Below are 25,613 nucleotides of genomic sequence, written 5' to 3' on the forward strand. Positions count from 1 at the left end.
GGGATGTGCGGACGGAGTTAGAGTAACCGAACGATCGGTCGGGACAAGGGGCCCCAAGAAACCTGTGGACAACTCATGGGGGAGGATCGCGGTCATGACCACGGCCAAGCGGGACACGTACACCCCGGAGACCCTCCTCACCGTTGCCGTCCGTGTCTTCAACGAGCGCGGTTACGACGGCACGTCCATGGAGCATCTCTCCAAAGCGGCGGGCATCTCCAAGTCGTCGATCTATCACCATGTGACCGGCAAGGAAGAGCTGCTGCGGCGCGCGGTGAGCCGGGCGCTCGACGGGCTGTTCGGGATTCTCGAGGAGCCGGGTGCGACGCGGGGGCGGGCGATCGAGCGGGTCGAGTACGTCACGCGCCGCACCGTCGAGGTGCTGATGGACGAATTGCCGTACGTCACGCTGTTGCTGCGGGTGCGCGGCAACACCACGACCGAGCGCTGGGCCCTGGAGCGGCGTCGCGAGTTCGACCATCGGGTGTCCGAACTGCTCAAGGCGGCGGTGGCGGACGGCGACCTCCGTGCCGACGTGGACATACGCATGGCCACACGGCTGCTCTTCGGGATGGTGAACTCCCTGGTCGAGTGGTACCGCCCGCAGCCGGGTGGCTCGGCCGAGCGGGAGCAGCTGGCCGACACCGTTGTCCAGCTGGCCTTCGAGGGGATGCGGGCCAGCCGCTGAGCCGGCCGGAGGGGCCGGGGTGGCGAGCCCGGCATCATGCAGACGAAGGACCTCAGGCGAGCTCCGCCGTGCGGTCCGGGCGCGGGCCCAGATCGGTCTCCTCGAATACCAGCAGCGTGCGGGTGGAAAGCACCTCGGGAATGGCCTGGATCCTGGTCAGGACCAGTTCACGCAGTGCCCGGTTGTCGGGCGTGTGGACCAGGAGTAGGACATCGAAGTCGCCGCTCACCAGGGCGATGTGGGTGGCTCCCGGCAGCGCCTGGAGCTGTTCGCGCACGGTGCGCCAGGAGTTCTGGACGATCTTGAGCGTGATGTATGCGGAGGCGCCCTGCCCCGCCCGCTCGTGGTTCACCCGCGCGCTGAAGCCGCGGATGACGCCGTCCTCGACGAGGCGGTTGATTCGCGCGTAGGCGTTGGCCCGCGATACGTGGACTCGTTCGGCGACAGCCCGTATGGACGCGCGGCCGTCCGTCTGCAGGATGCGGAGGATGTCGCGGTCGATGGCGTCCAGCGGCCGCGCGGGCGGAACCTGGCCGGGGTCCTCGCCCCTGTCGGCCATTTGTTCAGCTGCCATCTCCCCGTGCCTCCCTGTTGTGGACGACCTGTCTCTATCCCAGGCTGTGGAGAACCGTTTGTCCACAGGCTGACGGTGCCTGTAGCCAAAATGCGCCCACGACCGAACAATCGGTAGGTGAGGCACACCACACCGGTGCCCCGCCCATCCCTCGACATTCCTGCAGATTTCGACACCCCTCGATATATCTCGATGCCAGGAGGTGCTTGTCATGACGGTCCAAGAGCTGCCCGGCGCAGCTGCCTACCGGCCCACGCCGCCCCCGGCCTGGAAGCCGCTCACCGATCCCGCGCCGCTGCTCCCGGACCCCGAGCCGTACCGCGTGCTCGGCACGGACGCCGCGGCCGACGCCGACCCCGAGCTGCTGTTGCGGCTCTACGGGGAGCTGGTGCGGGGTCGCCGGTACAACGCGCAGGCCACGGCTCTGACCAAGCAGGGCAGGCTCGCGGTGTATCCGTCGAGCACCGGGCAGGAGGCGTGCGAGATCGCGGCGGCGCTCGTGCTGGAGGAGCGTGACTGGCTGTTTCCCAGCTACCGGGACACGCTCGCCGCCGTGGCGCGCGGTCTCGACCCGGTCCAGGCGCTGACGCTGCTGCGGGGAGACCGGCACACCGGATACGACCCGCGTGAGCATCGCATCGCCCCGTTGTGCACCCCGCTGGCCACCCAGCTGCCGCATGCCGTGGGTCTGGCCCACGCGGCGCGGCTCAAGGGTGACGACGTAGTGGCGCTCGCCATGGTCGGTGACGGCGGGACGAGCGAGGGCGATTTCCACGAGGCCCTCAATTTCGCGGCCGTCTGGCGGGCACCGGTCGTCTTCCTCGTGCAGAACAACGGCTTTGCGATCTCCGTGCCGCTGGCCAAGCAGACCGCGGCGCCGTCCCTGGCCCACAAGGCCGTGGGGTACGGCATGCCGGGCCGCTTGGTCGACGGAAACGACGCGGTCGCCGTGCACCAGGTGCTCGGCGAGGCAGTGGCACGGGCCAGGCGTGGTGAAGGGCCGACGCTGGTCGAGGCCGTCACGTACCGCATGGACGCTCATACGAACGCCGACGACGCCACCCGGTACCGCGGGGACAGCGAAGTGGAGGCGTGGCGTGCGCACGATCCGATCCGGCTGCTGGAGCGGGAGCTGACCGGGCGCGGGCTGCTGGACGAGGACGGTATCGGAACGGTGCGGGAGGCGGCGGAACGCATGGCAGCGGGGTTGCGCGAGCAGATGAACGCCGATCCGGTGCTGGATCCGATGGATCTGTTCGCCCATGTCTACGAGGAACAGACCGAGCAGTTGCGTGAGCAGGCTGCCCGGCTGCGGGTCGAGCTGGATGCCGCGCAGGGCGAGAGCGGCGCGGAGGAAGGCCGATGACCACTGTGGCGGCGATGGCCGGTGGGCGGACGGGCACGGCCAAGCCGGCCACCATGGCGCAGGCGCTCGGCCGTGCGCTGCGCGATTCGATGGCCGAGGACCCGACCGTGCACGTGCTCGGTGAGGATGTCGGCACGCTCGGCGGGGTCTTCCGCGTCACGGACGGTCTGGCGAAGGAGTTCGGCGACGACCGCTGTACGGATACGCCGCTGGCCGAGGCAGGAATTCTCGGCGCGGCGGTCGGGATGGCGATGTACGGGCTGCGGCCCGTGGTGGAGATGCAGTTCGACGCGTTCGCCTACCCGGCGTTCGAGCAGCTGATCAGTCACGTCGCCAAGATGAGGAACCGGACCCGGGGAGCCATGCCGCTGCCGATCACGGTCCGGGTACCGTACGGCGGCGGGATCGGCGGGGTCGAGCACCACAGCGACTCCTCCGAGGCGTACTACATGGCGACGCCCGGTCTGCATGTCGTCATGCCGGCCACGGTCGAGGACGCGTACGGACTGCTGAGGGAATCGATCGCCTCCGACGACCCGGTGGTCTTCCTGGAGCCGAAGCGGCTCTACTGGTCGAAGGCTGCCTGGTCGCCGGACGCGCCTGCTGCGGTCGAGCCGATCGGGCGGGCCGTGGTTCGCCGCTCCGGGCGTAGCGCGACGTTGATCACCTACGGGCCGTCGCTGCCGGTGTGCATGGAAGCCGCGGAGGCCGCCATGGCCGAGGGCTGGGATCTCGAGGTCGTGGACCTGCGGTCGCTGGTGCCGTTCGACGACGAGACCGTCGCCGCGTCGGTACGGCGTACAGGGCGTGCGGTGGTCGTCCACGAGTCCTCCGGTTTCGGCGGTCCGGGTGGCGAGATCGCGGCCCGGGTCACCGAGCGGTGCTTCCACCATCTGGAAGCGCCGGTGCTGCGGGTGGCCGGGTTCGACATCCCGTATCCGCCCCCGATGCAGGAGCGCCACCATCTGCCGGGCGTGGACCGGGTGCTCGACGCGGTGGCCCGTCTTCAGTGGGAGGCGGAGAACTGATGCCGCAGGTGCTCGAATTCAAGCTGCCCGACCTCGGTGAGGGGCTGACCGAGGCGGAGATCGTGCGCTGGCTGGTGGAGGTCGGCGATGTTGTCGCCATCGACCAGCCGGTCGTCGAGGTCGAGACGGCCAAGGCGATGGTGGAGGTGCCGTGCCCCTACGGGGGTGTGGTGACGGCGAGGTTCGGCGAGGAGGGTGCCGAACTTCCGGTCGGTGCACCGCTGCTGACGGTGGCCGTCGGGTCGCAGGAGCCCCTGGCGGGGCAGGCGCCGGCTTCCGGTTCCTCATCCGGATCCGGTGCTGCGGCGAAGACCGGGTCGGCGCCCGGCAATGAGTCGGCGTCCGGCAATGTGCTCGTGGGTTACGGCACGGGCGCACCCGCCGCGCGCCGCCGCCGGGTCCGGCCTGCGTCGTTCTCGGCTCCGGTTCCGGTTCCGGTTCTTTCTCCGGTTCCTGCCGCGGAGGAGGCGAGGGGGCCCGTGGCGGTCGTCTCTCCTCTCGTTCGGAAGCTGGCGCGGCAGCATGGTCTCGATCTCCGGCTGGTGGCGGGTTCCGGGCGGGACGGGCTGATCCTGCGTACCGATGTCGAATCCGCGATCAGGGTCGTGGAGGAGGAGAGGGCTGCTGCTGCTCCGGCGGCCCGTCCGGCGGGTGAGCGGATTGCGCTGCGTGGGGTGCGGGGCGCTGTTGCCGACAAGCTGGCGCGCAGTCGGCGCGAGATTCCCGATGCCACGTGCTGGGTCGACGCCGATGCCACCGAGTTGATGGCGGCGAGGGCCGCGATGAACAGAGCCGGTGGTTCCGCCGCGGCGCCCAAGGTGTCGGTGCTCGCCCTGCTGGCCCGTATCTGCACGGCGGCTCTGGCCCGGTTCCCCGAGCTCAACTCGACGGTGGACACCGAGGCCCGGGAGATCGTTCGGCTGTCCGAGGTCCATCTGGGCTTCGCGGCCCAGACCGAACGGGGTCTCGTCGTCCCGGTTGTCCGGGACGCACACTCCCGGAATGTGGAGTCGGTCGGCGCGGAGATCGCCCGGCTGACCGAGGTGGCCCGGACAGGGAAGCTGACCCCGGCGGATCTGACCGGCGGGACGTTCACGCTGAACAACTACGGGGTGTTCGGCGTGGACGGGTCGACACCGATCATCAACCACCCCGAGGCGGCGATGCTCGGGGTCGGCCGGATCGTGCCCAAGCCGTGGGTGCACCAGGGCGAGCTGGCGGTCCGCCAGGTCGTCCAGCTCTCGCTCACGTTCGACCACAGGGTCTGCGACGGCGGCACGGCGGGCGGTTTCCTGCGGTATGTGGCTGATTGCGTGGAGCAGCCGGCGGTTCTGTTGCGCACGCTGTAGCCGGACACGGGTTCCCCCCGCGGGATCGGTGGGGGCGGGTGGCCCGCATACTCGGAGCATGACCGTGTATGACGCCATCGTTCTTGCCGGAGGGGCCGCGAAACGGCTCGGGGGAGCCGACAAGCCAGGGGTCCGGGTGGGCGGCCGGGCGTTGCTCGACCGGGTGCTCGGCGTCTGCGCCGACGCCGGGGCCACCGTGGTGGTGGGAGGGCGAAGGCCCACCGCGCGTCCGGTTACCTGGACGCGCGAAGTGCCGTCCGGTGGCGGGCCGTTGGCCGCGCTCGGCGCGGGGATGCGGCACACGTCCGCGGAGAGCGTGCTCGTGCTCTCCGCGGATCTGCCGTTCCTGGGGGAGCCGACCGTCAGCTCGCTGCTGGCCGCCGCCGCGACGGGAGCCCACGAAGGCGCCCTGTGTACCGACCCGGACGGGCGGGACCAACCGCTGGTCGCCGTCTACCGAGCCGAGCCTCTGCGCCGTGAGCTCGCACTTCTCGCCACCGAGCACGGCAGCCTTGCCGGGCTGCCGCTGCGGCTGTTGACGGGCGAACTGGACCTGGCACGGGTCGAGGCCGGTCCTCTGGCCTCGTTCGACTGCGACACCTGGGAAGACATTGCTGCTGCCAGGGCGCGCATCAGGGAGCATGGAACCGTGCTGGATGAATGGATCAACGCAGTCAAGGACGAACTGGGCATCGAACTCGACGTCGACACCGGCGTTCTGCTCGACCTCGCCCGTGACGCCGCCCATGGCGTCGCCAGACCTGCCGCACCTCTGACCACCTTCCTGGTGGGGTACGCGGCGGCGAAGGCGAGCAGCGGTTCCGGCCCGGAAGCCGCGGCCGAAGCGGTTGCCGAGGCCACCAGGAAGACCACCGCGCTCGCCCTGCGGTGGGAGGAAGAGGCGGGGAGCGGTAACGGGGCCGGCACGCCATGACGGCACTCGGAGGCGAGGACGGGGGCCCCTTGCCCTCCGGCCGGACGGACGACCGGTCCGGAACTCCGGCCCCGAACCCGGACCGGTCCCCTGGAGCTGACCCACGCCGGGCTCCCGGCGGGAGCAGGGGCACCGGGCACGGGCTGACCGGTGGCCGAAATGGCGGGGTCTCGTCGATGACGGTGGAGGAGGAGCGGGCCGCCGACGAGGAGCGCGCAGTCGAGCAGGCCCTGGCTCTCGTCCGGCGGCAGGCACAGGCCGCGCACCCCACACCGGACCGGGCCCATCCGGCGGGCGCAACCTCCCCGCCGGAGCCGGGCGAGGCGGAGTCCTCCGCCTCCCGGCCCCCGGGCGACCGGCCCCCCGGCGACCCGGCCCTGAGCGACCAGCCCTCGGGCTCCCCGAGTCGTCCCCGAGCCTCGTCCACCACGCGCTTCTCCCCCTCCGCGCAAGCGGGCCGGACACGCGCCCACAGCACTCCCTGGGCCGACGCGCGTGCTCTGGCCGAGCGGCTCGGCCGCGCCGCACCCCTCGCCGCCCACCGTCTCCCCCTGGACAGGGCGCTCGGGCACGTTCTGGCCGAGGCGGTTGTGGCGCTCACTGATCTGCCGTCCTTCGACACCTCCGCAATGGATGGCTGGGTCGTTGCCGGACCCGGCCCCTGGACCGTGCGCACGGGTGAAGGGCTGCTCGCCGGACGCAGCGCGCCCGTACCGCTTCCCGACGGTGAAGCCGTGCGGATTGCCACCGGCGCCCGCATTCCGGTGGACGCCACCGCAGTCATCCGTAGCGAACACGCCCGCACCGACGAGGCCAAGGGGCTGCTCCACGCGACGCGGGAGGTCGTCCCTGGGCAGGACATCAGGCCCCGCGGTCAGGAGTGCCGCTCCGGCGACCGGCTCCTGCCCGTCGGCACCCTGGTAACCCCTCCCGTGCTCGGGCTGGCGGCCGCTGCGGGTTACGACGCCCTCGTTGCCGTACCCCGGCCCCGCGTGGACGTGTTCGTTCTCGGCGACGAACTCCTCACAGCCGGGCTTCCGCACGACGGGCTGATCCGGGACGCGCTCGGCCCCATGCTTGCGCCCTGGCTCCGTGCCCTGGGTGCCGATGTGACTGCCCCCCGACGCCTGGGCGATGACGCGAACGCGCTCCGGCACGCCCTGACCACCTCGGACGCCGATCTGATCCTCACCACGGGTGGCACCGCAGCCGGGCCGGTCGATCACGTCCATCCGGTCCTGGCCGAGACGGGGGCCGAGCTGCTGGTCGACGGGGTGGCCGTGCGCCCGGGGCATCCCATGCTTCTGGCCCGGCCGGCCGACGGCGGCCCCTATGTGGTCGGGTTGCCCGGCAATCCGCTCGCCGCCGTGTCCGGACTGCTCACCCTGGCCGAGCCGCTGCTCCGGGGGATCGCCGGGCGAGCCGCTCAGGATCCGTACCGGGCGATTGTGCGTGACGAGGTGCACGGGCATCCGCACGACACCCGGCTCGTGCCCGTGGTCCACCGTGCGGACAGTGCGGGCGGCCCGGACCATGTTGTTCCCCTGCATTACAACGGACCTGCAATGCTGCGTGGGATCGCCGCCGCTGACGGACTGGCCGTTGTGCCACCCGGCGGGGTACGGTCCGGCACCGAGGTGGAGATCCTCGATCTACCGTGGGCCTCGGCAACGCCCTGGACGGAAGGGTGTTTCACGTGAAACTTCCCGGCCACGATGCGATGGCCAGGCGCGCCGACGAGTATGTCGTCCCCACCCGGGTGCTCCTGCCCCGACGGGTCGTCGACAGGCCGCTGCGCCAGGTTGCCAAGCGACTGGCGATGGCGTTGACAGTGCTGGCCACCACCGTCTTCATCGTCTGGGCCGACCGAGGCGGATACCACGACAACGCCGACGGGAAAGTCGATTTCCTCGACTCGATCTACTACGCGACGGTGACGCTGTCGACGACCGGATACGGCGACATCGTCCCCTACAGCGACCCGGCCCGGCTGGTCAACGTGATGCTGGTGACGCCGTTGCGCGTGCTCTTCCTCATCATCCTGGTCGGCACCACCCTCGAGGTCCTGACGGAACGGACCCGGGAGGACTTCCGGCTGAACCGTTGGAGAACCAACTTGCGTGAACACACAGTTGTCGTCGGTTTCGGCACCAAGGGCCGTTCGGCAATCCAGACGCTCTGCGCCACCGGTCTGAAGAAGGACCAGATCGTCATCGTCGATCCGGCCGGCAAGGTGATCGAAGCGGCTAACGCCGAAGGCTTCGTGGGTGTGCTGGGCGATGCGACACGCAGCGATGTACTGCTGCGGGCAGAGGTCCAGAAAGCACGTCAGATCATCATCGCCACCCAGCGCGACGACACGGCCGTACTCGTCGCGCTGACCGCACGTCAGCTCAACCGGGGCGCGAAGATCGTCGCCGCCGTGCGCGAGGAGGAGAACGCGCCTCTGCTGCGTCAGTCCGGCGCCGACGCCGTGATCACCAGCGCGAGTGCGGCGGGCCGCTTGCTGGGACTCTCGGTGCTCAGCCCCAGTGCGGGCACGGTGATGGAGGACCTGATTCAGCAGGGCAGCGGTCTCGATCTCGTCGAACGGCCGGTGATAAAGGCCGAGGTGGGCAAGAGCGTCCGGGAGACCGACGACCTCGTGGTGAGTGTGCTGCGTGGTCACCGACTGCTCGGTTACGACGATCCGGCGGCCAGTCCCCTGCAGTTGACGGACCGGGTGATCACGATCGTGCGCGCCTCGCCGCTCCACATCCCGCAGACGAACCATCCGCCGCAGTCCAGTCACCGTCCCTAGAGCCTCTTCTCCCCTTGATCAGGCGACCCAAAGGGATGGGCCCCCGGGCGGCCGGCGGACCGGCGACGGGCGTGGTGGGGCCGAGGACGGGCGTGGACAGGCCGAGGTCGGGTGCGGGCAGGTCTTGCCGCTGTCCCGGACCGAGCGGAGTAGCCTCGCGGCCATGCATGCGATCACGATCCCCGAACCCGGTGGCCCCGAGGCGCTCGTATGGGCCGAGGTCCCCGATCCCGTACCAGGCGAGGGCGAGGTCCTCGTCGAGGTCGTGTCCAGCGCCGTCAACCGGGCCGACGTTCTGCAGCGGCAGGGCTTCTACAACCCTCCGCCCGGTGCCTCCCCCTACCCCGGCCTGGAGTGCGCGGGCCGTGTCGCCGCCCTCGGTCCGGGCGCGACCGGCTGGTCGGTGGGCGACGAAGTGTGCGGGCTGCTGGCGGGCGGCGGCTACGCGGAGAAGGTTGCCGTGCCGACCGGGCAGTTGCTGCCCGTTCCCGAGGGTGTGGATCTGGCGACGGCCGCCGCTCTGCCCGAGGTGACCGCGACGGTCTGGTCCAACGTGTTCATGGTGGCCCATCTGCGCCCCGGCGAGACCCTGCTGGTCCACGGAGGGTCCAGCGGGATCGGCACGATGGCGATCCAGCTCGCGAAGGCCGTCGGTGCGCGTGTCGTGGTGACCGCGGGCGGGGCGGAGAAGCTGGCACGCTGTCAGGACCTCGGCGCCGACATCCTCATCGACTACCGCGAGCAGGATTTCGTCGAGGAGCTGCGCAAGGCCACGGACGGTACGGGTGCCGACGTCATTCTCGACATCGTCGGGGCCGCATACCTGGACCGGAACGTGCGGGCCCTGGCCGTCAACGGCAGGCTCGCGATCATCGGACTCCAGGGCGGCGTCAAGGGCGAGCTGAACCTGGGCGCCCTGCTGAGCAAGCGTGCTGCCGTCACGGCCACCTCTCTGCGCGGTCGCCCGCTCGCCGAGAAGGCGGCGATCGTCGCAGCCGTACGGGAACATGTCTGGCCGCTGATCGGCGAAGGCATTGTCCGGCCGGTCGTGGACCGCACGGTGCCGATGGCGGACGCTGCGGAGGCCCACCGGGTGCTGGAGTCGAGCGCGCACATCGGCAAGGTTCTTCTGCGCGCACCGGGAGCCTGACGCCGCCGGCGGTACAGCGCCGGCGGTACAGCGGCTGAGCGGAGCACCTGAGGCACCGCATACGCGTCGGGGCCCGGTACACGCCATGTGTACCGGGCCCCGGCGCGTACCGCGCTCGACGGCGTGAAATCGGGATGACGAAAGCAGGGCCTACAGAGACGAAAGCAGGGCCTACAGATACGGGCCGGAACGGGCAGGCCCGTGCGGGTCCGTGTCGCCTTCCTCGCCCTCGTGGCCCACGCCCGGAGGAAGGGCGCGACGCATCTGCTCCAGCTGTGCGCGGGCCGCCATCTGCTGGGCGAACAGGGCCGTCTGGATGCCGTGGAACAGCCCCTCCAGCCAGCCGACCAACTGGGCCTGGGCAATCCTCAGCTCGGCCTCGGACGGGACCGAATCCTCGGTGAACGGCAGCGAGAGCCGTTCCAGCTCCTCCACCAGCTCCGGCGCCAGCCCGTCCTCGAGCTCCTTCACCGAGCTCTGGTGGATCTCCTTCAGCCTGACCCGGCTCGCCTCGTCGAGAGGAGCCGCCCTGACCTCCTCGAGAAGCTGCTTGATCATGCTGCCGATGCGCATGACCTTCGCGGGCTGTTCGACCATCTCCGTCACCGGGACCTCCCGCGACTCGTCGTCACTGCCACCGCCGCCGATAGCCATTCCGTCCTGTCCCACCACAAGGACTTGGGGGTGCTCCTGCGACCGGTCATTCCTCGGCATCTCCATGCCGCCATTGTCTCGTACACCTGCTGCACATCACGGTGGTGCCCCCGGAAAGGGATGATCCACCCTTTCCAGGGGCACGGGAACAGCCGGTCGGCAGTCATTCACCCCGCGCGGCGGGCCAGTTTCAGCCGCGACCCGGCGAACGCGGCGGCGAGGAGCCCGGCCAGGACCGGTACGACCAGGGCCAGCAGCCCGATGGTCTCCCAGGGCATCACGATCGGCGTGTACGCGGAGTCCATGGGCTCCTTGTGCATGTATTCCATCGCCTTGCGCAGGTCGATCAGGCGCAGCGACACCGCGGGCACGACACCGGCCACCGTGCCGAGCAGGACACCCGTGAGCGCGACCACCAGGCACTGGAAGCCGGAGAGGGTGCGCCGCACGCCCGGGGGCGCGCCCACCGCGCTGAGCGTGGTGAGGTCGGCCTCCGCGTCGGCCTTGGCGAGGCCGGTCGTGATGGCGGCTGCGCCCAGGGTCACCACGCCGGCGAACAGGGCGAGGATCCACAGGACCACGTCCTCGTCCCGGGAGCTGGGCCCGTGTGCCGCCTGGAGGTAGACGCCGTTCCCGGCCTGTGCGAATGCGGCGGACGTGGCCTGCTGCTCGGCGTCCGTCGGCTCGTGCGCGACGGTGTAGAGGCTGCCGTGGGGCTGCGTGTGCAGTCCGAGCCGGTCCGCGGTCTTCTGCGGCAGGATCATCCGGATCCCGGGGGTGGCGGCGTACTTCGCGGGCGCGACGTACACCTTCAGCCGGTCCGTGGTGACCTCGGCCTTGCCCGGGTGCAGCTTCCGGTTCTCCTTGTCGCGGGCGTTGTACGTGTGGACGGCCTTGAGGGTGGCCTGTCCGTTCTTCGCGTATGCCGCGTTGAGCAGCACGGGTGTACCGGCTGCCAGTGCTTCGGCCGCCGCGGGGTCGTCGAGCTTTGCGTAGGAGGTGAGCAGCGCGGTGTCCCCCACGACGATGTTGCTCTCGTCCGTGGAGAACGTGGCGGTGCTGATGTACTCGTCGGCGCAGGGGGGCGAGTTCATCAGCCTCTTGTGCGCGTCGGCGGACAGGCTCTCGGCGAGCTTCCGGGCTCCTGCGCCCTGGAGCGGGCAGCTGTGGCCCTTGCCGGTCGGCTTGACCAGCTCGAGCGTGCCGCAGCCGTTCTCCTCCTCGTAGTAGACGGAGCAGTCGGAGCCGGCCCAGACGCGTGCGAAGTCGGCGCGGTCGCCACGGACGGACAGATACTGTTCCGCCGCGGCCCTGGCCCGGGGCAGCTGATCGTCGGCCGACGAAAGCGAGACCACGAGCGCCACCGTGCCGGGCGTGAGCGTGGGGATGTGGTCGTACGCGTGCTCGGCCGTCACGCTGGTCGTGTAGGTGGCGATGGCCACGGTGCCCGCGACCGCCGCCATCACGGCGGCCACCGCAGGTGCCGTACGTCCACGGTTGCGGGCTGCGTCGCGGAGCGCCATGCGCGGGGAGAGCGGGAGCCGGGAGCCGAGCCGGCCGAGGAAGCCGACGATCACCGGGATGCAGGCGAGTACGCCGAGTTCGGCGACGATCGAGCCGCCGGCGACCAGGTTCGTGTCTCCCGTGGTGCCGCCGATGACGGCGACAGCCACGCCGCCCGCCAGTGCCACGCATCCCACGACGGGCAGGACGCGGGAGCTCCGGCGTGTTCCGCGGCGGCCGGTGAGGGATTCCAGCACGGATTGACGGCCGGCCACGATCGCGGGGGCCAGAGCTGCCAGGATTCCGGTGACGAGACCGATAGCGGCGATCGCCAGCAGCTCCCAGGGACGGATCTCGAGTGCGCCGAAACGGTTCTCGGTCCAGCCCTCGATCAGCGGGCGGAAGAGCACGGTCAGGCCGAGACCGGCGGCGACACCGGTCACGGCGGCGACTCCGCCGAGTACCACCCCACCGCCCAGCACGACGGCCCGTACCTGGCTCCGGTCGCCGCCGCAGGTGCCGAGGAGGCCGAGCTGCCTGCGGGAGCGGCGTGCACCGACGGCGAACGCGGGACCGGCCAGCAGGACGATCTCCAGGACCGCCATGGCGACCACCGTCACGACGGCCGCGCTCAGCTCCGCGGAGCCGTCGGGGAGGCCGCTGCCGGCGCGTGCGGCCAACGGGACCTCGGAGTCCGGCGGCGGGTCGAGGGCGACCTGGCGCGACAGCACCAGGACCCCCTTCGTGTTGGCCGCGAGCACGTCGGACCAGTCGATACCGACGCCGTCCGCGGCCGAGACCAGCCACTCCATCTCGCGGGGGTTGGGCGGCGCGATCTTCTCGTCGCGGTCGGCCGCAGCCTTCCACGGGGCGATGACCGCGCCGGGCTCGGCGTACAGCGCCTGTTGGCCGAGCTCGTGGGGCATCTCGACGCTACCGGTGATCGTGTACGTCTGTTCGGGGCCGCTGAGCGTCGTGCGGGAGCCGATGCGCAGCCCGGTGACCTCGAGGAAGCGTTCGGTCGCGACGACCTCGTCCTTGCGGGCCGGGTACGCCCCGTCGACCAGGTCGACCATGCCGCGGACCGCCGGGTCGGAGGTGCGCAGCTCGACGACGTCGGTGGGGCTGATGCCGTACCGGGTGCTGACCGTGGCGGGAACGGACTGTTCGGTGAGGTACCGCGAGCCCTTGGGGAACGTGGCCGTCACGTCGACGGGCTTGGGCTCGCCGTCCGGCAGAGGCGGCGCGCCGGGCGGAGTGCCGTAGGTCCTGAGGTCGGGCAGCTGCTCGACAGGGACCGGCCCCACGCCGGCCGAACTGAACACGGCGTCCGCCGACCCCATCGCGGCCGTCAGCTTCTCGGCGGCGGTCGGCGTGGAGCTGCGGTACGCGACATCCGCGGCGGTCACACCGAGGACCGGCAGGGCGATCATGGCGACGACGAGCGCGCTGCGGCCCTTGGACCGCAGGGCGTCGCGCCGGGCGATGCGGAGGGCGGCGCGCCACCCCGTGAAGACACTCACTTGGCACCCTCTGCGGTGAGCAGCGAGTCGGCGCCGGACGACAGGGTCTGGTCGACGATCGATCCGTCCCTGAGGAAGACGACGCGGTCGGCCCAGGCCGCGTACCGCGGCTCGTGTGTCACCATCACGCCGGCAGCTCCCTGGTCGCAGCGGTTGCGCAGCAGGGCGAGGACGGCTTCGCCGGTCTCGGAGTCGAGGGCCCCGGTCGGTTCGTCGGCGAGCACGAGGCGGCGGTCCCCCACGAGTGCGCGGGCGATGGCGACACGCTGCTGCTGGCCGCCGGACATCTCGTCCGGGAAGCGGTCGGCGATCTCGGTGAGGTGCATCTCCTCCAGGGAGGCGAGGGCCTCCTTGCGCGCCTTGCGGACGGATATGCCGTCGAGCTCACGTGGCAGGGCGATGTTCTCCGCGGCGGTGAGGGCGGGGATCAGGTTGTAGTCCTGGAACACGTAGCCGACGCTGCGCCGGCGAAGGGCGGCGACGCCCTTGCGGCCGAGCGCGGAGATGTCCTGGCCCTCGATGACGACCTGGCCGCTGCTCGCGGTGTCGAGACCGCCGGCCAGGGTCAGCAGGGTGGACTTGCCGGAGCCGGAGGGGCCCATCACGGCGACGAGCTCCCCCGCGTGCACGGAGAGGTTGATGCCGCGCAGGGCGTGCACCTGTGCGATGCCGGAGCCGTGGGTACGGGTCAGCGCCCTCAGTTCGAGGACGGGCGCGTCCACGGGCAGACCGGAGGACGGGAATCGGGCGGACGAGGACATGGCGGTTTGTTCCCCCTGGAAATGACGTGCAGAAGGTCGGGCGGGCCGGATCGGCCCGTGGTCAGCGGCTTGGCGCCACCGGTCTGTCGGCGGCGGTCCGCCGTCAGCGCCGGATGCTGCGCAGCCGGGAAGACGCGGTGCGCGCACGTCCGCCGCCGGTGGCCGCAGCGGACCCCGGCCCGGAACCGGGCTCGGTGGCGGCGGCTTCGGCGAGGCGGACGAGGCGGGACTCGCAGTGGTCCAGCCACCGGGCCTCGGCTTCGGCCTGGAAGATCAACTGCTCCACCACGAGGAGCCAGGCGACCTCGTCGCGGTCGGCGGGGACGTCTGCGAGGGCCTGCGCCTTCAGCCGGGTGTAGTCCTGCATGGCCTTCACGGTGTGGCTGCGCTGGGACTGGATGACGGCCCGGATGTCGACGCCGGGTGCCCCGACCGCCATCGCGAGCTTGATCGCCAGCTCGTCCCGGGGCGGGTTGCTGCGGTCGACCGGGGTCTCGAACCAGCTCCGCAGCTCGGTGCGGCCGTCATCGGTGATCGAGTACAGCGCGTGGCCCGCGTCGTCCTCACCGTCCTGGGCGACCATGCCGTCGCGTTCCAGCCGGCTGAGGGTCGTGTAGACCTGGCCGACGTTCAGCGGCCAGGTGGAGCCGGTGCGGGACTCGAATTCGGTACGGAGCTGAGAGCCGTACCGAGGCCCTCGCTCCAGGAGGGCCAGCAGCCCGTGGCGGATCGACATACTGAGTATGTATACCGAGTATGTTGTCGAGTGCAAGCCCCTCGGTCGGTCAGTTCGCGCGGCGCAACCGGAACGCCAGGAACCCCAGACCCAGGCCGACCAGCGCGATTCCCGCCCCCAGTGACACCTGCTGCACCTGCCGTACGACGGGCTCGTCCAGTGCCTGCCGCGTGGCCCGGCCGGGCTCCGGGAACGCGTCGGGCGGGGGTGTGGCCGCAGGTACCTCGCCGGGATCGGCCTCCGGCGGGACCTCGTCGGCGGAGGCCGAGGCGTCCGCGAGCTCCATCGGTGAAAGCGACCGTCCGGGCCGCGCACGGCCCTCACCGGCCTGCCTCCCGGCCATGGCGGACTCCTTCGCGGAGGGGCTCGCGGAGGAGGACGGTGAAGCGCGACCCCCCGGGGGGCCCGTGAAAAGTACGCGCTCAGGGGCGGCCGGCGCCCCCCGCCCGTCCCCGTGCGCCGCGGCGATCGGCCCGAGCACCGCCCCGGCCGCCATCACCAGACAGGCCACGTATCGCGACGACCGTGAAACCAGGAGTCCCGGAGGCATGAGATCAGCGTCACACGCCCTGATATGTCCGGCATCCCGGCTGCGGCCCCGGAACGAGCCGCAGCCCCCTGGGACCGGATGCGGCCCCAGGGGGCTGCCGGGGCCGACCACGGGCCCGCCGGGACAGACCAGGGACCGCCGGGGCCGGCCAGGGACCCCCGGGACCGATCAAAAACCCGCCGGGACAGACCAGGGACCGCCGGGGCCGGCCAGGAGTCAGCCGCGCAGGCGGAAGGTCAGGCCGGGTCGCCTGTCGCGATGCGCAGTTCGAAGTGGGCGCCCCGCTCGGAAACCGCCGTTCCCGAGGTCGGGAACTGGTCGATGACCTGGTCCTCGGCGTAGGTGTTGCCCTTCACCTCGATGACCTTGACCGTCCAGCCTGCAGCGTCGGCGCAGGACCTCGCCGAGATGATGTCCTTGTAGACGAAGTTCGGGGCCTGGACCTTCGCCGGGTCGTCCGAGTCCTCCGTGGCGTCGGTGCAGTCCTCGGTGTCCATCGTGCGGTTCCGCTCCGGCGGCTTGTGCTCGCCCGCCACGGAGGTGTCGCTGGAGCTCGGATCGCCGCCCTTGCCCGTGTCCGCGTCGCCCTTCATGTTCAGGAAGGCGACCAGGCCGCCGATCGCGAGCAGGGCGACCACGATCGAGCCCACGACGACCGGCATGTTGCGCTTGGAGCCACCGCCGGTGACAGCGCTGGAGGAATGCGGGGACACCGTGTACGGGGGCGGCGTCTGGTGGGCCAGGGGTGCCTGGGTGCCGTACGGCTGAGCCGCCTGCGGGTAGCCGTAACCCGGAGTGGGCGCCGGGGTCGCCGGGCCGTACGGGCCGGGCAGGTGCTGCTGGTGGGGCTGCGGCTGGTACGGGGTCTGCACACCGTGCGGTGCGGGTGTGGTCTGGTCGACCGGCGGGAAGACTGCCGAGCCGACACCCGAACCGCTGTTCGCCGGCATACCTCCACCGATGATCACCGGAGCGCCCGTGTGGCCGCCCGCGCTCAGCACGCGGACGACCTCGTCCTGCATCGCGGCAGCACTGGGGAAGCGCTCGTTCGGGTTCTTCTTCAGCGCGCGGGCGACCAGCGCGTCCATCGCGGGGGTGACCGACCGGTTGATGCTGGACGGAGCGACCGGCTCCTCCTGCACATGCGCGTAGGCGATGGCGAGCGGCGAGTCCGCTTCGAACGGGATCCGTCCCGTGAGCAACTGGAAGAGCATGATGCCGACCGAGTAGAGGTCGGACCGCGCGTCCACGCCGCGGCCGAGGGCCTGCTCGGGGGAAAGGTACTGCGGGGTGCCGACGACCATGCCGGTCTGGGTCATCGACGTGACGCCCGACTGCATGGCGCGGGCGATGCCGAAGTCCATGACCTTCACGACACCGCGCTTGGTCATCATCACGTTGCCGGGCTTGATGTCGCGGTGGACCAGGCCCATCTCGTGGCTGGTCTCCAGCGCGGCGAGCACGTCGGCCGTCACCTTGAGCGCCTTGTCGGCGGGCATCGCGCCGTAGTTCTGGATGTCCGCCGACAGGACGGAGCCGAGCGGCTGCCCCTCGACGTACTCCATGACGATGTACGGCATCAGCGCGCCGCCGAGCTCGTCCTCGCCCGTGTCGAACACCGAGACGATGTTGGTGTGCTGCAGCTTGGCGACGGCCTGTGCCTCGCGGCGGAAGCGCTCGCGGAAGGACTGCTCGCGCCCCAGCTCCGTGTGCAGCGTCTTGATGGCGACCTGGCGGTCGAGGGCGGAGTCGTAGGCGAGGTAGACGGACGCCATCCCGCCTTCGCCGAGCAGGTCGCGCAGCTGGTAGCGGCCGCCGGCCACGGAACCGCCCGCGTAGCGACCCTGTGCGCCGTGTGCGCCGTCCTGGCTCATGACTTGCATCCCCCTCGGCGCCCACGGACGCGATCATCCCTATTACGGGCCAAGTCTGCCCGAGGGGTCCGACACGTCAAGCCAGGTGCCCGTTCCGTGACCCTACGCACAAGAAGCGTCTCGGAAGCGTTACAGGAACCGCATGGAATTTGCGTGTGCGGCACGCGAGCCGATTGGATGACCCGTCCCTCTCGGAAACGGTGGGTCCGGCAGAGGCTGTAGCGTGACGTGGCAATGCAGCAAGGCACCGTGAGAACGCGCGGAAGCGCGGACAGATACGACGGCGAGGACTGATGGCACCCGAACCCGAAGCAAACGGCGGCGGATTCTCGGATGGCACCGACTCCGGGATCGTCGGCGGTGTGGTCGGGGACGGCCGTTACCGCATGACCCACCGGCTGGGCCGCGGCGGTATGGCAGAGGTCCTGGCCGCGGAGGACGTCCGTCTGGGACGTACGGTCGCGGTGAAGCTGCTCCGTTCCGATCTCGCCGAGGACCCGGTCTCCAAGGCCCGCTTCACGCGCGAGGCGCAGTCGGTGGCGGGCCTCAACCACCATGCGATCGTGGCCGTGTACGACTCCGGCGAGGACGTCGTGGGCGGTGCGACCGTCCCGTACATCGTCATGGAGCTGGTCGAGGGCCGCACCATCCGCGATCTGCTGCTCAACGCCGAGGCCCCGCCGCCCGAGCAGGCGCTGATCATCGTCTCGGGTGTGCTGGAAGCGCTTGCGTACTCGCATCAGCACGGCATCGTGCACCGTGACATCAAGCCCGCGAACGTGATCATCACGCATTCCGGTGCGGTCAAGGTGATGGACTTCGGCATCGCCCGCGCGCTGCACGGCGCCCAGTCGACGATGACCCAGACGGGCATGGTCATGGGTACGCCTCAGTACCTTTCCCCCGAACAGGCGCTCGGCAAGGCGGTCGACCACCGGTCCGATCTCTACGCCACCGGTTGCCTGCTCTACGAACTCCTCGCCCTGCGACCGCCGTTCACCGGTGAGACTCCTCTCTCCGTCGTGTACCAGCATGTCCAGGACATTCCGGTGCCGCCCTCCGAGGTCTCGAACGCCGTGCCGCCGGAGCTGGACGGCCTGGTCATGCGCTCGCTCGCGAAGGACCCGGACGACCGGTTCCAGAGTGCGGAGGAGATGCGCGGCCTGGTCCAGTACAGCCTGCAGATGCTCCAGGTCCAGGGTGGTCACACGGGCACGTGGAACACCGGCCCGGTCGTGACGCACGACAGCGGCCACACCGCGGCGATGAACATCGGCGGCGGTACGGCGGCGATGGGGCACCCGATGCACGGGGACACCTCGCAGGGCCCGATCCTGCCGCCCAGGAACCCCGATGACGGGGCGTACGCCGGCGGCCATCCCGCAGGTGGCGGTCGCGGCAAGATGTGGCTGTTCGTGCTGCTGGCTCTGATCGCGATCGGCGCGGGTGTCGCGTTCGCCGTCAACGCGGCGAACGACGCGAATCACAAGAAGACACCGACCATCCCGTCCACCTCGGTTTCCCCGTCCGCGTCGGAGGCATCCCCGGACCCGACGGACGATCAGACGGAGGAGACCGAGGAACCGAGCGACTCCTCGGGCGGCCGGACGTGGAACACCAAAGAGCCGACGTGGACCCCGTCCCAGGAGCCGACCAAGCCCACGGAGACGCCGTCCGAGCCCACGTCGTCGCCGGGCACGAACACCGGCACGTCCGACGGCAACACCAATGAGGGCGGGGACGGCGGAGCGACCACCGAGCCGACCGATCCCGCGACGGATCCGGGCACTCCGGGCGGTGGCGGTGACGACGGAGGCACGGACCAGGGCGCCGCGGGCGAGACCACCACAGGCACCACCCCGTAGCCACCCGCGGGGCCTCACCCCGTGAAGGCCTCGCACACCGCCTCGTACTCCCGCGTCCACCACACCGCCAGGGCCGACACCGCAGGAAACTGCGGGTCGGCCCTGCGGTCGTGCAGGCGGTAGCGCCAGCGCAGTATCCAGAAGTCGTTCAGCCGCTCCCACCACACGCGGTGCACCGCCGCCGCCAGCTCGGCCGCTCCGGCACCGGCCGACCGCCGGTAGGCGCGTGCGTACTCCCGTACCTTCTCCAGGTCCAGCTCCCCGTCCGGCCGGACGAAGAAGATCGCCGCGGCCCGCACGGCCTCCTCGGCGCGCGGCTGGACGCCCAGCCGGTCCCAGTCCACGATCGCGACGGGGTCGGCACCCCGGTAGAGCAGATTCAGCGGATGGAAGTCGCCGTGCACCCATCCCCTGGCCGGCCCCGTCGGGGTGGGCGGGCGGCGGTGCGCGTGCTGTTCCAGCAGAGCGCGGCGTTCGACGAGGCGGTGCACGGCGAGTTCGTCGAAGGCGTCCCGGGGGCCCATGCCGCGCGCGGCCGCCAGCAGGTCGTCGATCAGCGCGAACGTGTCGGCGGGATCGGGGCTCTGCCCCCGTAGGGGAGGCGGCGGGTCCGCCTCCATGACCTGCTCCAGATGCGTGTGTACGGCTCCGAGGAGCGCCCCGAGCCGTTGCGACTGGGCGGTCGTCAGCTGGGCGCCGTTCCGGTGGAGACCGTCCACCCAGGGGTGCAGGGCATAGTGCTGACCGTCGATCACCGTGACGGTGTCACCCTCCGTGTCCGCGAGGGGCGGGGCGACCGGTACACCCAGGGAGTGGAGCTGCTGGGTCGCGCGGTGCTGCCGGACGATGGTGGCGTGGTCGCCGCTGGCGTCGTCGAGGTGATGCTTGTCGAGGTGGTGCTTGAGGAAGTACGCACCGCGGGTGGTGGAGATGCGGTAGCCGTGGTTGAGCAGGCCCTTGGTGAGCGGTTCGCAGGCGAGCGGTTCACCGGCGCCCGGATAGCGGCGCAGCACCTCGCCGACCGGCGGAACAGGCGGGAGGGTCACAGATGAGCGCAGCACTCGCCACATGTTAGGTGACGCTGAGTGGCTGATTTCGCTGACTTGCGTCGATGCTCACAGTGTGCATACGCACGACGTGCGGATCGAGCCGGAGGTACACCGGATCAAAGGTTTCGCCATTCACCTCTGCGGGGCCGGCACCGAAGAGTTCCCGCTGGCCGGGGGCCGGGTGCACGATTTCGGCGGGGCCGGTGAACTGTACCGACCACAGGTCCTCCTCGTCGGACGTGAGGTCCGTGCGGGAGCTGTAGTTGTCCGCCCCGTAGGCGATGACGCTCCCGTCGCAGGACTCGTGATAGCCGAGCCCCCTGTGCATCCGCAGGACGATACGGCCCTCGATCACCAGGTGACGGGCCACGGCCAGGAAGGGCAGGGCACGCATACTTGCGGCCAGCCGGCCGTAGCGGACGCTGCCGAGCAATGCGATGGCGCGGAGTTCGTCGGAGGGACGGGAAGAGAGCATGCGTCCCACTGTCCGGCACCTGTAGGGGCCGGGTAAGAGTCGGCCGCCCCAGGCATTCCGGGACCAAAGTCCCGGCCGGGCCGCTCCGCGCTTCCCGGCCTGGGAGCCGGGCCGCTACGCGCTTCCCGGCCCGGAGCCGGGCCGCTCAGCGCTTCTCGGCCTGGAGCCGGGCCACGTACGCCGCGGCCTGCGAGCGCCGCTCCATACCCAGCTTGGCGAGCAGGCTGGAGACGTAGTTCTTGATGGTCTTCTCCGCCAGATGCAGCCGCTCGCCGATGACCCGGTTCGTCAGCCCCTCGCCGATCAGGTCGAGAATCCTGCGCTCCTGGTCGGTCAGGCCGGAGAGCCGGTCGTCGCCCTTGCCGTTCTTCCCTTCGCGCAGCCGCTCCAGCACCCGCGCGGTGGCCGCCGGGTCCAGCAGCGATTTTCCGGCCGCCACGTCCCGTACGGCACTCAGCAGTTCATTGCCGCGGATCGCCTTCAGCACATATCCGGAGGCGCCGGCCATGATCGCGTCGAAGAGGGCCTCGTCGTCGGCGTACGAGGTGAGCATCAGGCATTTGATCGACTCGTCCTTCGAGCGGACCTCGCGGCAGACCTCCACCCCGCTGCCGTCCGGCAGCCGCACGTCCAGGACGGCGACATCCGGCCGTGTTGCCGGGATGCGTACGAGTGCGTCAGCGGCCGTGGACGCCTCTCCGACGACCTCGATGTCCTCCTCGACGGAGAGCAGCTCATGAACTCCGCGCCGGACCACCTCGTGATCATCGAGCAGAAATACCGTGATTTTTCCGTCTTCAGGCACAATCGAAGTCTCACACATTCCTTTCCTGTCTGCCCTTCCCTGGCGGTGTCGGCCGGGATAACGTGCCGTTGTTCCGGCGGCCTGCAAGGCTGTTACCAGTGCTGTGACCAGCAAGACTTCGCGATTTTTTCGATTTACTTGGAAATCCAAGCAAAATCGCAGGTCACAAGGTGTTTCGCAGTTATGCGGTGCACTGGGTAACGTGCCTACAACAGGGCGCTCGCCGGGGCACCTGTCACGCCTGTTCCCGGCCGAGCGGCACCCACCCCGTGCACGGGTCCGGACACAGGCGAGCCGCACTGGCTTCCCGGCCATCCCGGGGGCCGGACCGACGGAGGAGCACGCACGTGACCGTGGAAAGCACTGCCGCGCGCAAACCGCGACGCGCCAGCAAGCGGACCAGCGCCGCGAAGACGCCACAGAGTTCCGAGCCCCAGCTGGTACAGCTGCTGACGCCCGAGGGCGAGCGCGTCGAGCACCCGGACTTCGAGATCGACCTGAGCGCCGAGGAACTGCGCGGTCTGTACCGCGACATGGTTCTGACCCGCCGCTTCGACGCCGAGGCGACCGCACTGCAGCGCCAGGGCGAGCTGGGCCTGTGGGCCTCGCTGCTGGGCCAGGAGGCCGCGCAGATCGGCTCCGGCCGGGCGCTGCGCGACGACGACTACGTCTTCCCGACCTACCGGGAGCACGGTGTCGCCTGGTGCCGGGGGGTCGACCCGACCAATCTGCTCGGGATGTTCCGTGGCGTGAACCACGGCGGCTGGGACCCGACGACCAACAACTTCCACCTCTACACGATCGTCATCGGCTCGCAGACCCTGCACGCCACCGGCTACGCCATGGGCGTCGCCAAGGACGGCGCGGACTCGGCCGTGATCGCGTACTTCGGTGACGGCGCCTCCAGCCAGGGCGATGTCGCGGAGGCCTTCACCTTCTCCGCCGTCTACAACGCCCCCGTGGTGTTCTTCTGCCAGAACAACCAGTGGGCGATCTCCGAGCCCACCGAGAAGCAGACCCGAGTGCCGCTCTACCAGCGCGCACAGGGCTTCGGCTTCCCTGGTGTCCGGGTCGACGGCAACGACGTGCTGGCCTGTCTGGCCGTCACCAGGTCGGCGCTGGAGCGTGCCCGCCGCGGTGAGGGCCCCACCCTCGTCGAGGCGTTCACCTACCGGATGGGTGCCCACACCACCTCCGACGACCCGACCAAGTACCGGGCGGACGAGGAGCGGGTGGCATGGGAGGCCAAGGACCCGATCCTTCGGCTGCGCACGTACCTGGAGAACGAGGGCCTCGCCGACGCGGCATACTTCGCCGCGCTGGAGGAGGAGAGCGAGACGCTCGGCAAGCGGGTACGCGAAGCGGTGCGGGCCATGCCCGACCCGGACCGGCTGGCGATCTTCGACCACGCCTACGCCGACGGCAGCCCGCTCGTCGACGAGGAGCGCGCGCAGTTCGCCGCCTACCAGGCATCGTTCGCCGAGGAGGGCAACTAGCCATGGCCGTTGAGAAGATGTCCATCGCGAAGGCGCTCAACGAGTCGCTGCGCAAGGCACTGGAGACCGACCCCAAGGTCCTCATCATGGGTGAGGACGTCGGCAAGCTGGGCGGGGTCTTCCGCATCACGGACGGGCTCCAGAAGGACTTCGGCGAGGACCGGGTCATCGACACCCCGCTCGCCGAGTCCGGCATCGTCGGCACGGCGATCGGCCTGGCACTGCGCGGCTACCGCCCGGTCGTCGAGATCCAGTTCGACGGCTTCGTCTTCCCCGCGTACGACCAGATCGTCACGCAGCTCGCCAAGATGCACGCACGCGCGCTCGGCAAGATCAAGATGCCGGTCGTCGTCCGTATCCCGTACGGCGGCGGCATCGGTGCCGTCGAGCACCACAGTGAGTCGCCCGAGGCACTGTTCGCGCACGTCGCGGGCCTGAAGGTCGTCTCGCCGTCCAACGCGAGCGATGCCTACTGGATGATGCAGCAGGCCGTGCAGAGCGACGACCCGATCATTTTCTTCGAGCCGAAGCGGCGTTACTGGGACAAGGGGGAGCTCGACACCGAGTCCATCCCCGGCCCGCTGCACAAGGCCGCCGTGGCCCGTGAGGGCTCCGACCTCACGCTCGTCGCGTACGGCCCGATGGTGAAGGTCTGCCTGGAGGCGGCCGCCGCCGCGCAGGAGGAGGGAAAGTCGCTCGAGGTCCTGGACCTGCGGTCGATGTCCCCGATCGACTTCGACGCCGTTCAGGCGTCGGTCGAGAAGACCGGCCGGCTCGTGGTGGTCCACGAGGCGCCGGTGTTCTACGGCTCCGGGGCCGAGATCGCCGCCCGGATCACCGAGCGCTGCTTCTACCATCTCGAAGCACCGGTACTGAGGGTCGGCGGCTATCACGTCCCCTACCCGCCGGCCCGGCTCGAGGACGAGTACCTGCCGGGTCTCGACCGGGTGCTCGACGCCGTCGACCGCTCGCTGGCGTACTGAGGAGAGGGATCGTGACGACGATGACCGAAACGTCCGCTCGCTTCCGTGAGTTCAAGATGCCCGATGTGGGCGAAGGACTGACCGAGGCGGAAATCCTCAAGTGGTTCGTCCAGCCCGGCGACACCGTCACCGACGGCCAGGTCGTGTGCGAGGTCGAGACGGCGAAGGCCGCCGTGGAACTACCGATTCCGTTCGACGGGGTGGTGCACGAGCTGCGCTTCCCCGAGGGCACGACCGTCGATGTCGGCGAGGTGATCATCGCGGTGGACGTGGCGCCCGGCAGCGGTGACGCCCCGGCCGTTCCGGAAGCCGCTGCCGGCGTCGCTCCGGAGCCCGTGGCGAAGGCGGAGCCGGAGGCGCCCAAGGGCCGTCAGCCGGTGCTCGTCGGCTACGGCGTGGCCGAGGCCTCCACCAAGCGCCGCGCCCGTAAGGGCGTCGAGGTCCCGGGTCCGGCGGCCGCCGCGATCCAGGCCGAGATCAACGGCCACGGTGCCGCGGTGGTGGAGAGCCGCCCGCTCGCCAAGCCGCCGGTGCGCAAGCTGGCCAAGGATCTGGGCATCGACCTTGCGACGGTCACGCCTACCGGTGAGGGCGGTGTCATCACCCGCGAGGACGTCCACGCCGCGGCTGCGCCGGCGGCTGTCGTGGCACCCGCCGCGCCGGCGCCGGTGGTCACTCCCGCCGCTCCCACCGTGGAGACCGTGCAGGGCGCCCGGGAGACCCGTATCCCCGTCAAGGGCGTACGGAAGGCCATCGCGCAGGCCATGGTCGGCAGCGCCTTCACGGCGCCGCACGTCACCGAGTTCGTGACCGTCGACGTGACGCGCACGATGAAGCTGGTGGCGGAGCTCAAGGAGGACAAGGATCTCGCGGGAGTCCGGGTCAACCCGCTCCTGATCATCGCCAAGGCGCTCCTGGTCGCGATCAAGCGCAACCCGGACGTCAACGCGGCCTGGGACGAGGCCAACCAGGAGATCGTGCAGAAGCACTACGTCAACCTGGGTATCGCCGCGGCCACCCCGCGCGGACTGATCGTGCCGAACATCAAGGACGCGCACGACAAGACCCTTCCCCAGCTGGCCGCGGCACTGGGCGAGCTGGTCTCCACGGCGCGCGAGGGCAGGACGTCCCCGGCAGCCATGGCGGGTGGCACGGTGACCATCACGAACGTCGGCGTCTTCGGCGTCGACACGGGTACGCCGATCCTGAACCCGGGTGAGTCCGCGATCCTCGCGGTCGGGTCCATCAAGCTCCAGCCATGGGTCCACAAGGGCAAGGTGAAGCCCCGCCAGGTGACCACGCTGGCCCTGTCGTTCGACCACCGGCTGGTCGACGGCGAGCTCGGCTCCAAGGTGCTCGCGGACGTCGCTGCGATCCTGGAACAGCCCAAGCGCCTGATCACCTGGGCCTAGCGAGCCTTTGCACAGACGGAGAAAGGGGCCTCCCGCAT

Annotated in this window: 22 protein-coding genes; 12 read left to right on the forward strand and 10 right to left on the reverse strand. The window is 70.4% G+C overall.

The window, feature by feature from the left end; all coding sequences use genetic code 11:
• Positions 1–94 precede the first annotated feature (94 nt).
• Entirely contained in the window at positions 95–688 is a 594-nt protein-coding gene (locus ACFWBQ_RS09345; protein ID WP_385485831.1) for a TetR/AcrR family transcriptional regulator, read from the forward strand.
• Positions 689–740: 52 nt separating this feature from the next.
• Here the strand turns inward: ACFWBQ_RS09345 and ACFWBQ_RS09350 are convergent, their stop codons facing one another.
• Positions 741–1,262, reverse strand: coding sequence for an Lrp/AsnC family transcriptional regulator (locus tag ACFWBQ_RS09350; protein WP_385485833.1), 522 nt, complete (start codon positions 1,260–1,262; stop codon positions 741–743).
• 211 nt (positions 1,263–1,473) lie between these two features.
• On the opposite strand from ACFWBQ_RS09350, the gene pdhA (ACFWBQ_RS09355) reads away from it, so the two are divergent.
• From pdhA (ACFWBQ_RS09355) to ACFWBQ_RS09385, 7 genes are all read left to right on the forward strand, one after another.
• Entirely contained in the window at positions 1,474–2,628 is a 1,155-nt protein-coding gene (pdhA, locus tag ACFWBQ_RS09355; protein ID WP_385485835.1) for a pyruvate dehydrogenase (acetyl-transferring) E1 component subunit alpha, read from the forward strand.
• On the forward strand, positions 2,625–3,656 hold the full coding sequence (locus ACFWBQ_RS09360) for an alpha-ketoacid dehydrogenase subunit beta (protein WP_385485837.1): 1,032 nt from the start codon (positions 2,625–2,627) through the stop codon (positions 3,654–3,656). Before pdhA (ACFWBQ_RS09355) ends, ACFWBQ_RS09360 begins: the two co-directional genes overlap by 4 nt.
• On the forward strand, positions 3,656–5,005 hold the full coding sequence (locus ACFWBQ_RS09365; protein ID WP_385485839.1) for a dihydrolipoamide acetyltransferase family protein: 1,350 nt from the start codon (positions 3,656–3,658) through the stop codon (positions 5,003–5,005). The genes ACFWBQ_RS09360 and ACFWBQ_RS09365 overlap by 1 nt, the downstream gene beginning before the upstream one ends.
• Positions 5,006–5,063: 58 nt before the next feature.
• Positions 5,064–5,939, forward strand: a complete 876-nt coding sequence (locus tag ACFWBQ_RS09370; RefSeq protein WP_385485841.1) for an NTP transferase domain-containing protein — start codon at positions 5,064–5,066, stop codon at positions 5,937–5,939.
• A gap of 176 nt (positions 5,940–6,115) precedes the next feature.
• Complete coding sequence (locus ACFWBQ_RS09375) at positions 6,116–7,639, forward strand: molybdopterin molybdotransferase MoeA (protein WP_385485843.1); 1,524 nt, start codon at positions 6,116–6,118, stop codon at positions 7,637–7,639.
• Positions 7,597–8,739, forward strand: a complete 1,143-nt coding sequence (locus tag ACFWBQ_RS09380; protein WP_385485845.1) for a potassium channel family protein — start codon at positions 7,597–7,599, stop codon at positions 8,737–8,739. Before ACFWBQ_RS09375 ends, ACFWBQ_RS09380 begins: the two co-directional genes overlap by 43 nt.
• Before the next feature lie 163 nt (positions 8,740–8,902).
• Positions 8,903–9,889, forward strand: a complete 987-nt coding sequence (locus tag ACFWBQ_RS09385; RefSeq protein ID WP_385485847.1) for an NAD(P)H-quinone oxidoreductase — start codon at positions 8,903–8,905, stop codon at positions 9,887–9,889.
• A gap of 171 nt (positions 9,890–10,060) precedes the next feature.
• On the opposite strand, the gene ACFWBQ_RS09390 is transcribed toward ACFWBQ_RS09385, so the two are convergent.
• The 6 genes from ACFWBQ_RS09390 to ACFWBQ_RS09415 form a co-directional block, all read right to left on the reverse strand.
• Entirely contained in the window at positions 10,061–10,609 is a 549-nt protein-coding gene (locus tag ACFWBQ_RS09390; protein WP_385485849.1) for a bacterial proteasome activator family protein, read from the reverse strand.
• A gap of 101 nt (positions 10,610–10,710) precedes the next feature.
• Positions 10,711–13,569, reverse strand: coding sequence for an FtsX-like permease family protein (locus tag ACFWBQ_RS09395; protein WP_385485851.1), 2,859 nt, complete (start codon positions 13,567–13,569; stop codon positions 10,711–10,713).
• Positions 13,566–14,330, reverse strand: coding sequence for an ABC transporter ATP-binding protein (locus tag ACFWBQ_RS09400; RefSeq protein WP_385485853.1), 765 nt, complete (start codon positions 14,328–14,330; stop codon positions 13,566–13,568). The genes ACFWBQ_RS09395 and ACFWBQ_RS09400 overlap by 4 nt, the downstream gene beginning before the upstream one ends.
• A 103-nt stretch (positions 14,331–14,433) precedes the next feature.
• Positions 14,434–15,066 carry a PadR family transcriptional regulator gene (locus tag ACFWBQ_RS09405; protein WP_385485855.1) on the reverse strand — a complete coding sequence of 211 codons (633 nt, stop codon included), beginning with the start codon at positions 15,064–15,066 and terminating at the stop codon, positions 14,434–14,436.
• 49 nt (positions 15,067–15,115) lie between these two features.
• Positions 15,116–15,409: a hypothetical protein gene (locus ACFWBQ_RS09410; protein ID WP_385485857.1), complete on the reverse strand. Its 294-nt coding sequence runs from the start codon at positions 15,407–15,409 to the stop codon at positions 15,116–15,118.
• Positions 15,410–15,852: 443 nt separating this feature from the next.
• Entirely contained in the window at positions 15,853–17,490 is a 1,638-nt protein-coding gene (locus tag ACFWBQ_RS09415) for a protein kinase (RefSeq protein WP_385485859.1), read from the reverse strand.
• 293 nt (positions 17,491–17,783) lie between these two features.
• Between ACFWBQ_RS09415 and ACFWBQ_RS09420 the strand changes: the two genes are divergently transcribed.
• On the forward strand, positions 17,784–19,355 hold the full coding sequence (locus ACFWBQ_RS09420; RefSeq protein ID WP_385485861.1) for a protein kinase: 1,572 nt from the start codon (positions 17,784–17,786) through the stop codon (positions 19,353–19,355).
• Between the two features lie 14 nt (positions 19,356–19,369).
• Here ACFWBQ_RS09420 and ACFWBQ_RS09425 read toward each other — a convergent pair whose 3' ends face one another.
• The 3 genes from ACFWBQ_RS09425 to ACFWBQ_RS09435 form a co-directional block, all read right to left on the reverse strand.
• Entirely contained in the window at positions 19,370–20,368 is a 999-nt protein-coding gene (locus ACFWBQ_RS09425) for a phosphotransferase (protein WP_385486471.1), read from the reverse strand.
• Positions 20,369–20,426: 58 nt separating this feature from the next.
• The gene (locus ACFWBQ_RS09430) at positions 20,427–20,879 is read right to left on the reverse strand and encodes a pyridoxamine 5'-phosphate oxidase family protein (protein ID WP_385485863.1); all 453 of its coding nucleotides are present in this window, start codon (positions 20,877–20,879) and stop codon (positions 20,427–20,429) included.
• A gap of 145 nt (positions 20,880–21,024) precedes the next feature.
• Positions 21,025–21,684 carry a response regulator gene (locus ACFWBQ_RS09435; RefSeq protein ID WP_385485865.1) on the reverse strand — a complete coding sequence of 220 codons (660 nt, stop codon included), beginning with the start codon at positions 21,682–21,684 and terminating at the stop codon, positions 21,025–21,027.
• A 347-nt stretch (positions 21,685–22,031) separates the two neighbouring features.
• Here ACFWBQ_RS09435 and pdhA (ACFWBQ_RS09440) point away from each other — a divergent pair, with 347 nt between their 5' ends.
• From pdhA (ACFWBQ_RS09440) to ACFWBQ_RS09450, 3 genes are read left to right on the forward strand one after another with little or no spacing between them, the layout of a single operon-like run.
• Positions 22,032–23,180, forward strand: a complete 1,149-nt coding sequence (pdhA, locus tag ACFWBQ_RS09440; RefSeq protein WP_385485867.1) for a pyruvate dehydrogenase (acetyl-transferring) E1 component subunit alpha — start codon at positions 22,032–22,034, stop codon at positions 23,178–23,180.
• Positions 23,181–23,182: 2 nt separating this feature from the next.
• Positions 23,183–24,163 carry an alpha-ketoacid dehydrogenase subunit beta gene (locus tag ACFWBQ_RS09445; protein WP_385485869.1) on the forward strand — a complete coding sequence of 327 codons (981 nt, stop codon included), beginning with the start codon at positions 23,183–23,185 and terminating at the stop codon, positions 24,161–24,163.
• 11 nt (positions 24,164–24,174) lie between these two features.
• Entirely contained in the window at positions 24,175–25,575 is a 1,401-nt protein-coding gene (locus tag ACFWBQ_RS09450; RefSeq protein ID WP_385485871.1) for a dihydrolipoamide acetyltransferase family protein, read from the forward strand.
• Positions 25,576–25,613 lie beyond the last annotated feature (38 nt).

Source organism: Streptomyces sp. NPDC060035 (genome assembly GCF_042736635.1).
Classification (GTDB): domain Bacteria; phylum Actinomycetota; class Actinomycetes; order Streptomycetales; family Streptomycetaceae; genus Streptomyces.

Bases quoted from the DNA above. Each gene is read 5' to 3' on its own strand.
- ACFWBQ_RS09370 (WP_385485841.1), top strand. From the start codon at position 5,064: ATGACCGTGTATGACGCCATCGTTCTTGCCGGAGGGGCCGCGAAACGG.
- ACFWBQ_RS09430 (WP_385485863.1), bottom strand. From the start codon at position 20,879: ATGCTCTCTTCCCGTCCCTCCGACGAACTCCGCGCCATCGCATTGCTC.
- ACFWBQ_RS09405 (WP_385485855.1), bottom strand. From the start codon at position 15,066: ATGTCGATCCGCCACGGGCTGCTGGCCCTCCTGGAGCGAGGGCCTCGG.
- ACFWBQ_RS09345 (WP_385485831.1), top strand. From the start codon at position 95: ATGACCACGGCCAAGCGGGACACGTACACCCCGGAGACCCTCCTCACC.
- ACFWBQ_RS09385 (WP_385485847.1), top strand. From the start codon at position 8,903: ATGCATGCGATCACGATCCCCGAACCCGGTGGCCCCGAGGCGCTCGTA.
- ACFWBQ_RS09445 (WP_385485869.1), top strand. From the start codon at position 23,183: ATGGCCGTTGAGAAGATGTCCATCGCGAAGGCGCTCAACGAGTCGCTG.
- ACFWBQ_RS09410 (WP_385485857.1), bottom strand. From the start codon at position 15,409: ATGGCCGGGAGGCAGGCCGGTGAGGGCCGTGCGCGGCCCGGACGGTCG.
- ACFWBQ_RS09360 (WP_385485837.1), top strand. From the start codon at position 2,625: ATGACCACTGTGGCGGCGATGGCCGGTGGGCGGACGGGCACGGCCAAG.
- ACFWBQ_RS09420 (WP_385485861.1), top strand. From the start codon at position 17,784: ATGGCACCCGAACCCGAAGCAAACGGCGGCGGATTCTCGGATGGCACC.
- ACFWBQ_RS09415 (WP_385485859.1), bottom strand. From the start codon at position 17,490: ATGAGCCAGGACGGCGCACACGGCGCACAGGGTCGCTACGCGGGCGGT.
- ACFWBQ_RS09390 (WP_385485849.1), bottom strand. From the start codon at position 10,609: ATGGAGATGCCGAGGAATGACCGGTCGCAGGAGCACCCCCAAGTCCTT.
- ACFWBQ_RS09400 (WP_385485853.1), bottom strand. From the start codon at position 14,330: ATGTCCTCGTCCGCCCGATTCCCGTCCTCCGGTCTGCCCGTGGACGCG.
- pdhA (WP_385485835.1), top strand. From the start codon at position 1,474: ATGACGGTCCAAGAGCTGCCCGGCGCAGCTGCCTACCGGCCCACGCCG.
- ACFWBQ_RS09350 (WP_385485833.1), bottom strand. From the start codon at position 1,262: ATGGCAGCTGAACAAATGGCCGACAGGGGCGAGGACCCCGGCCAGGTT.
- ACFWBQ_RS09365 (WP_385485839.1), top strand. From the start codon at position 3,656: ATGCCGCAGGTGCTCGAATTCAAGCTGCCCGACCTCGGTGAGGGGCTG.
- ACFWBQ_RS09375 (WP_385485843.1), top strand. From the start codon at position 6,116: ATGACGGTGGAGGAGGAGCGGGCCGCCGACGAGGAGCGCGCAGTCGAG.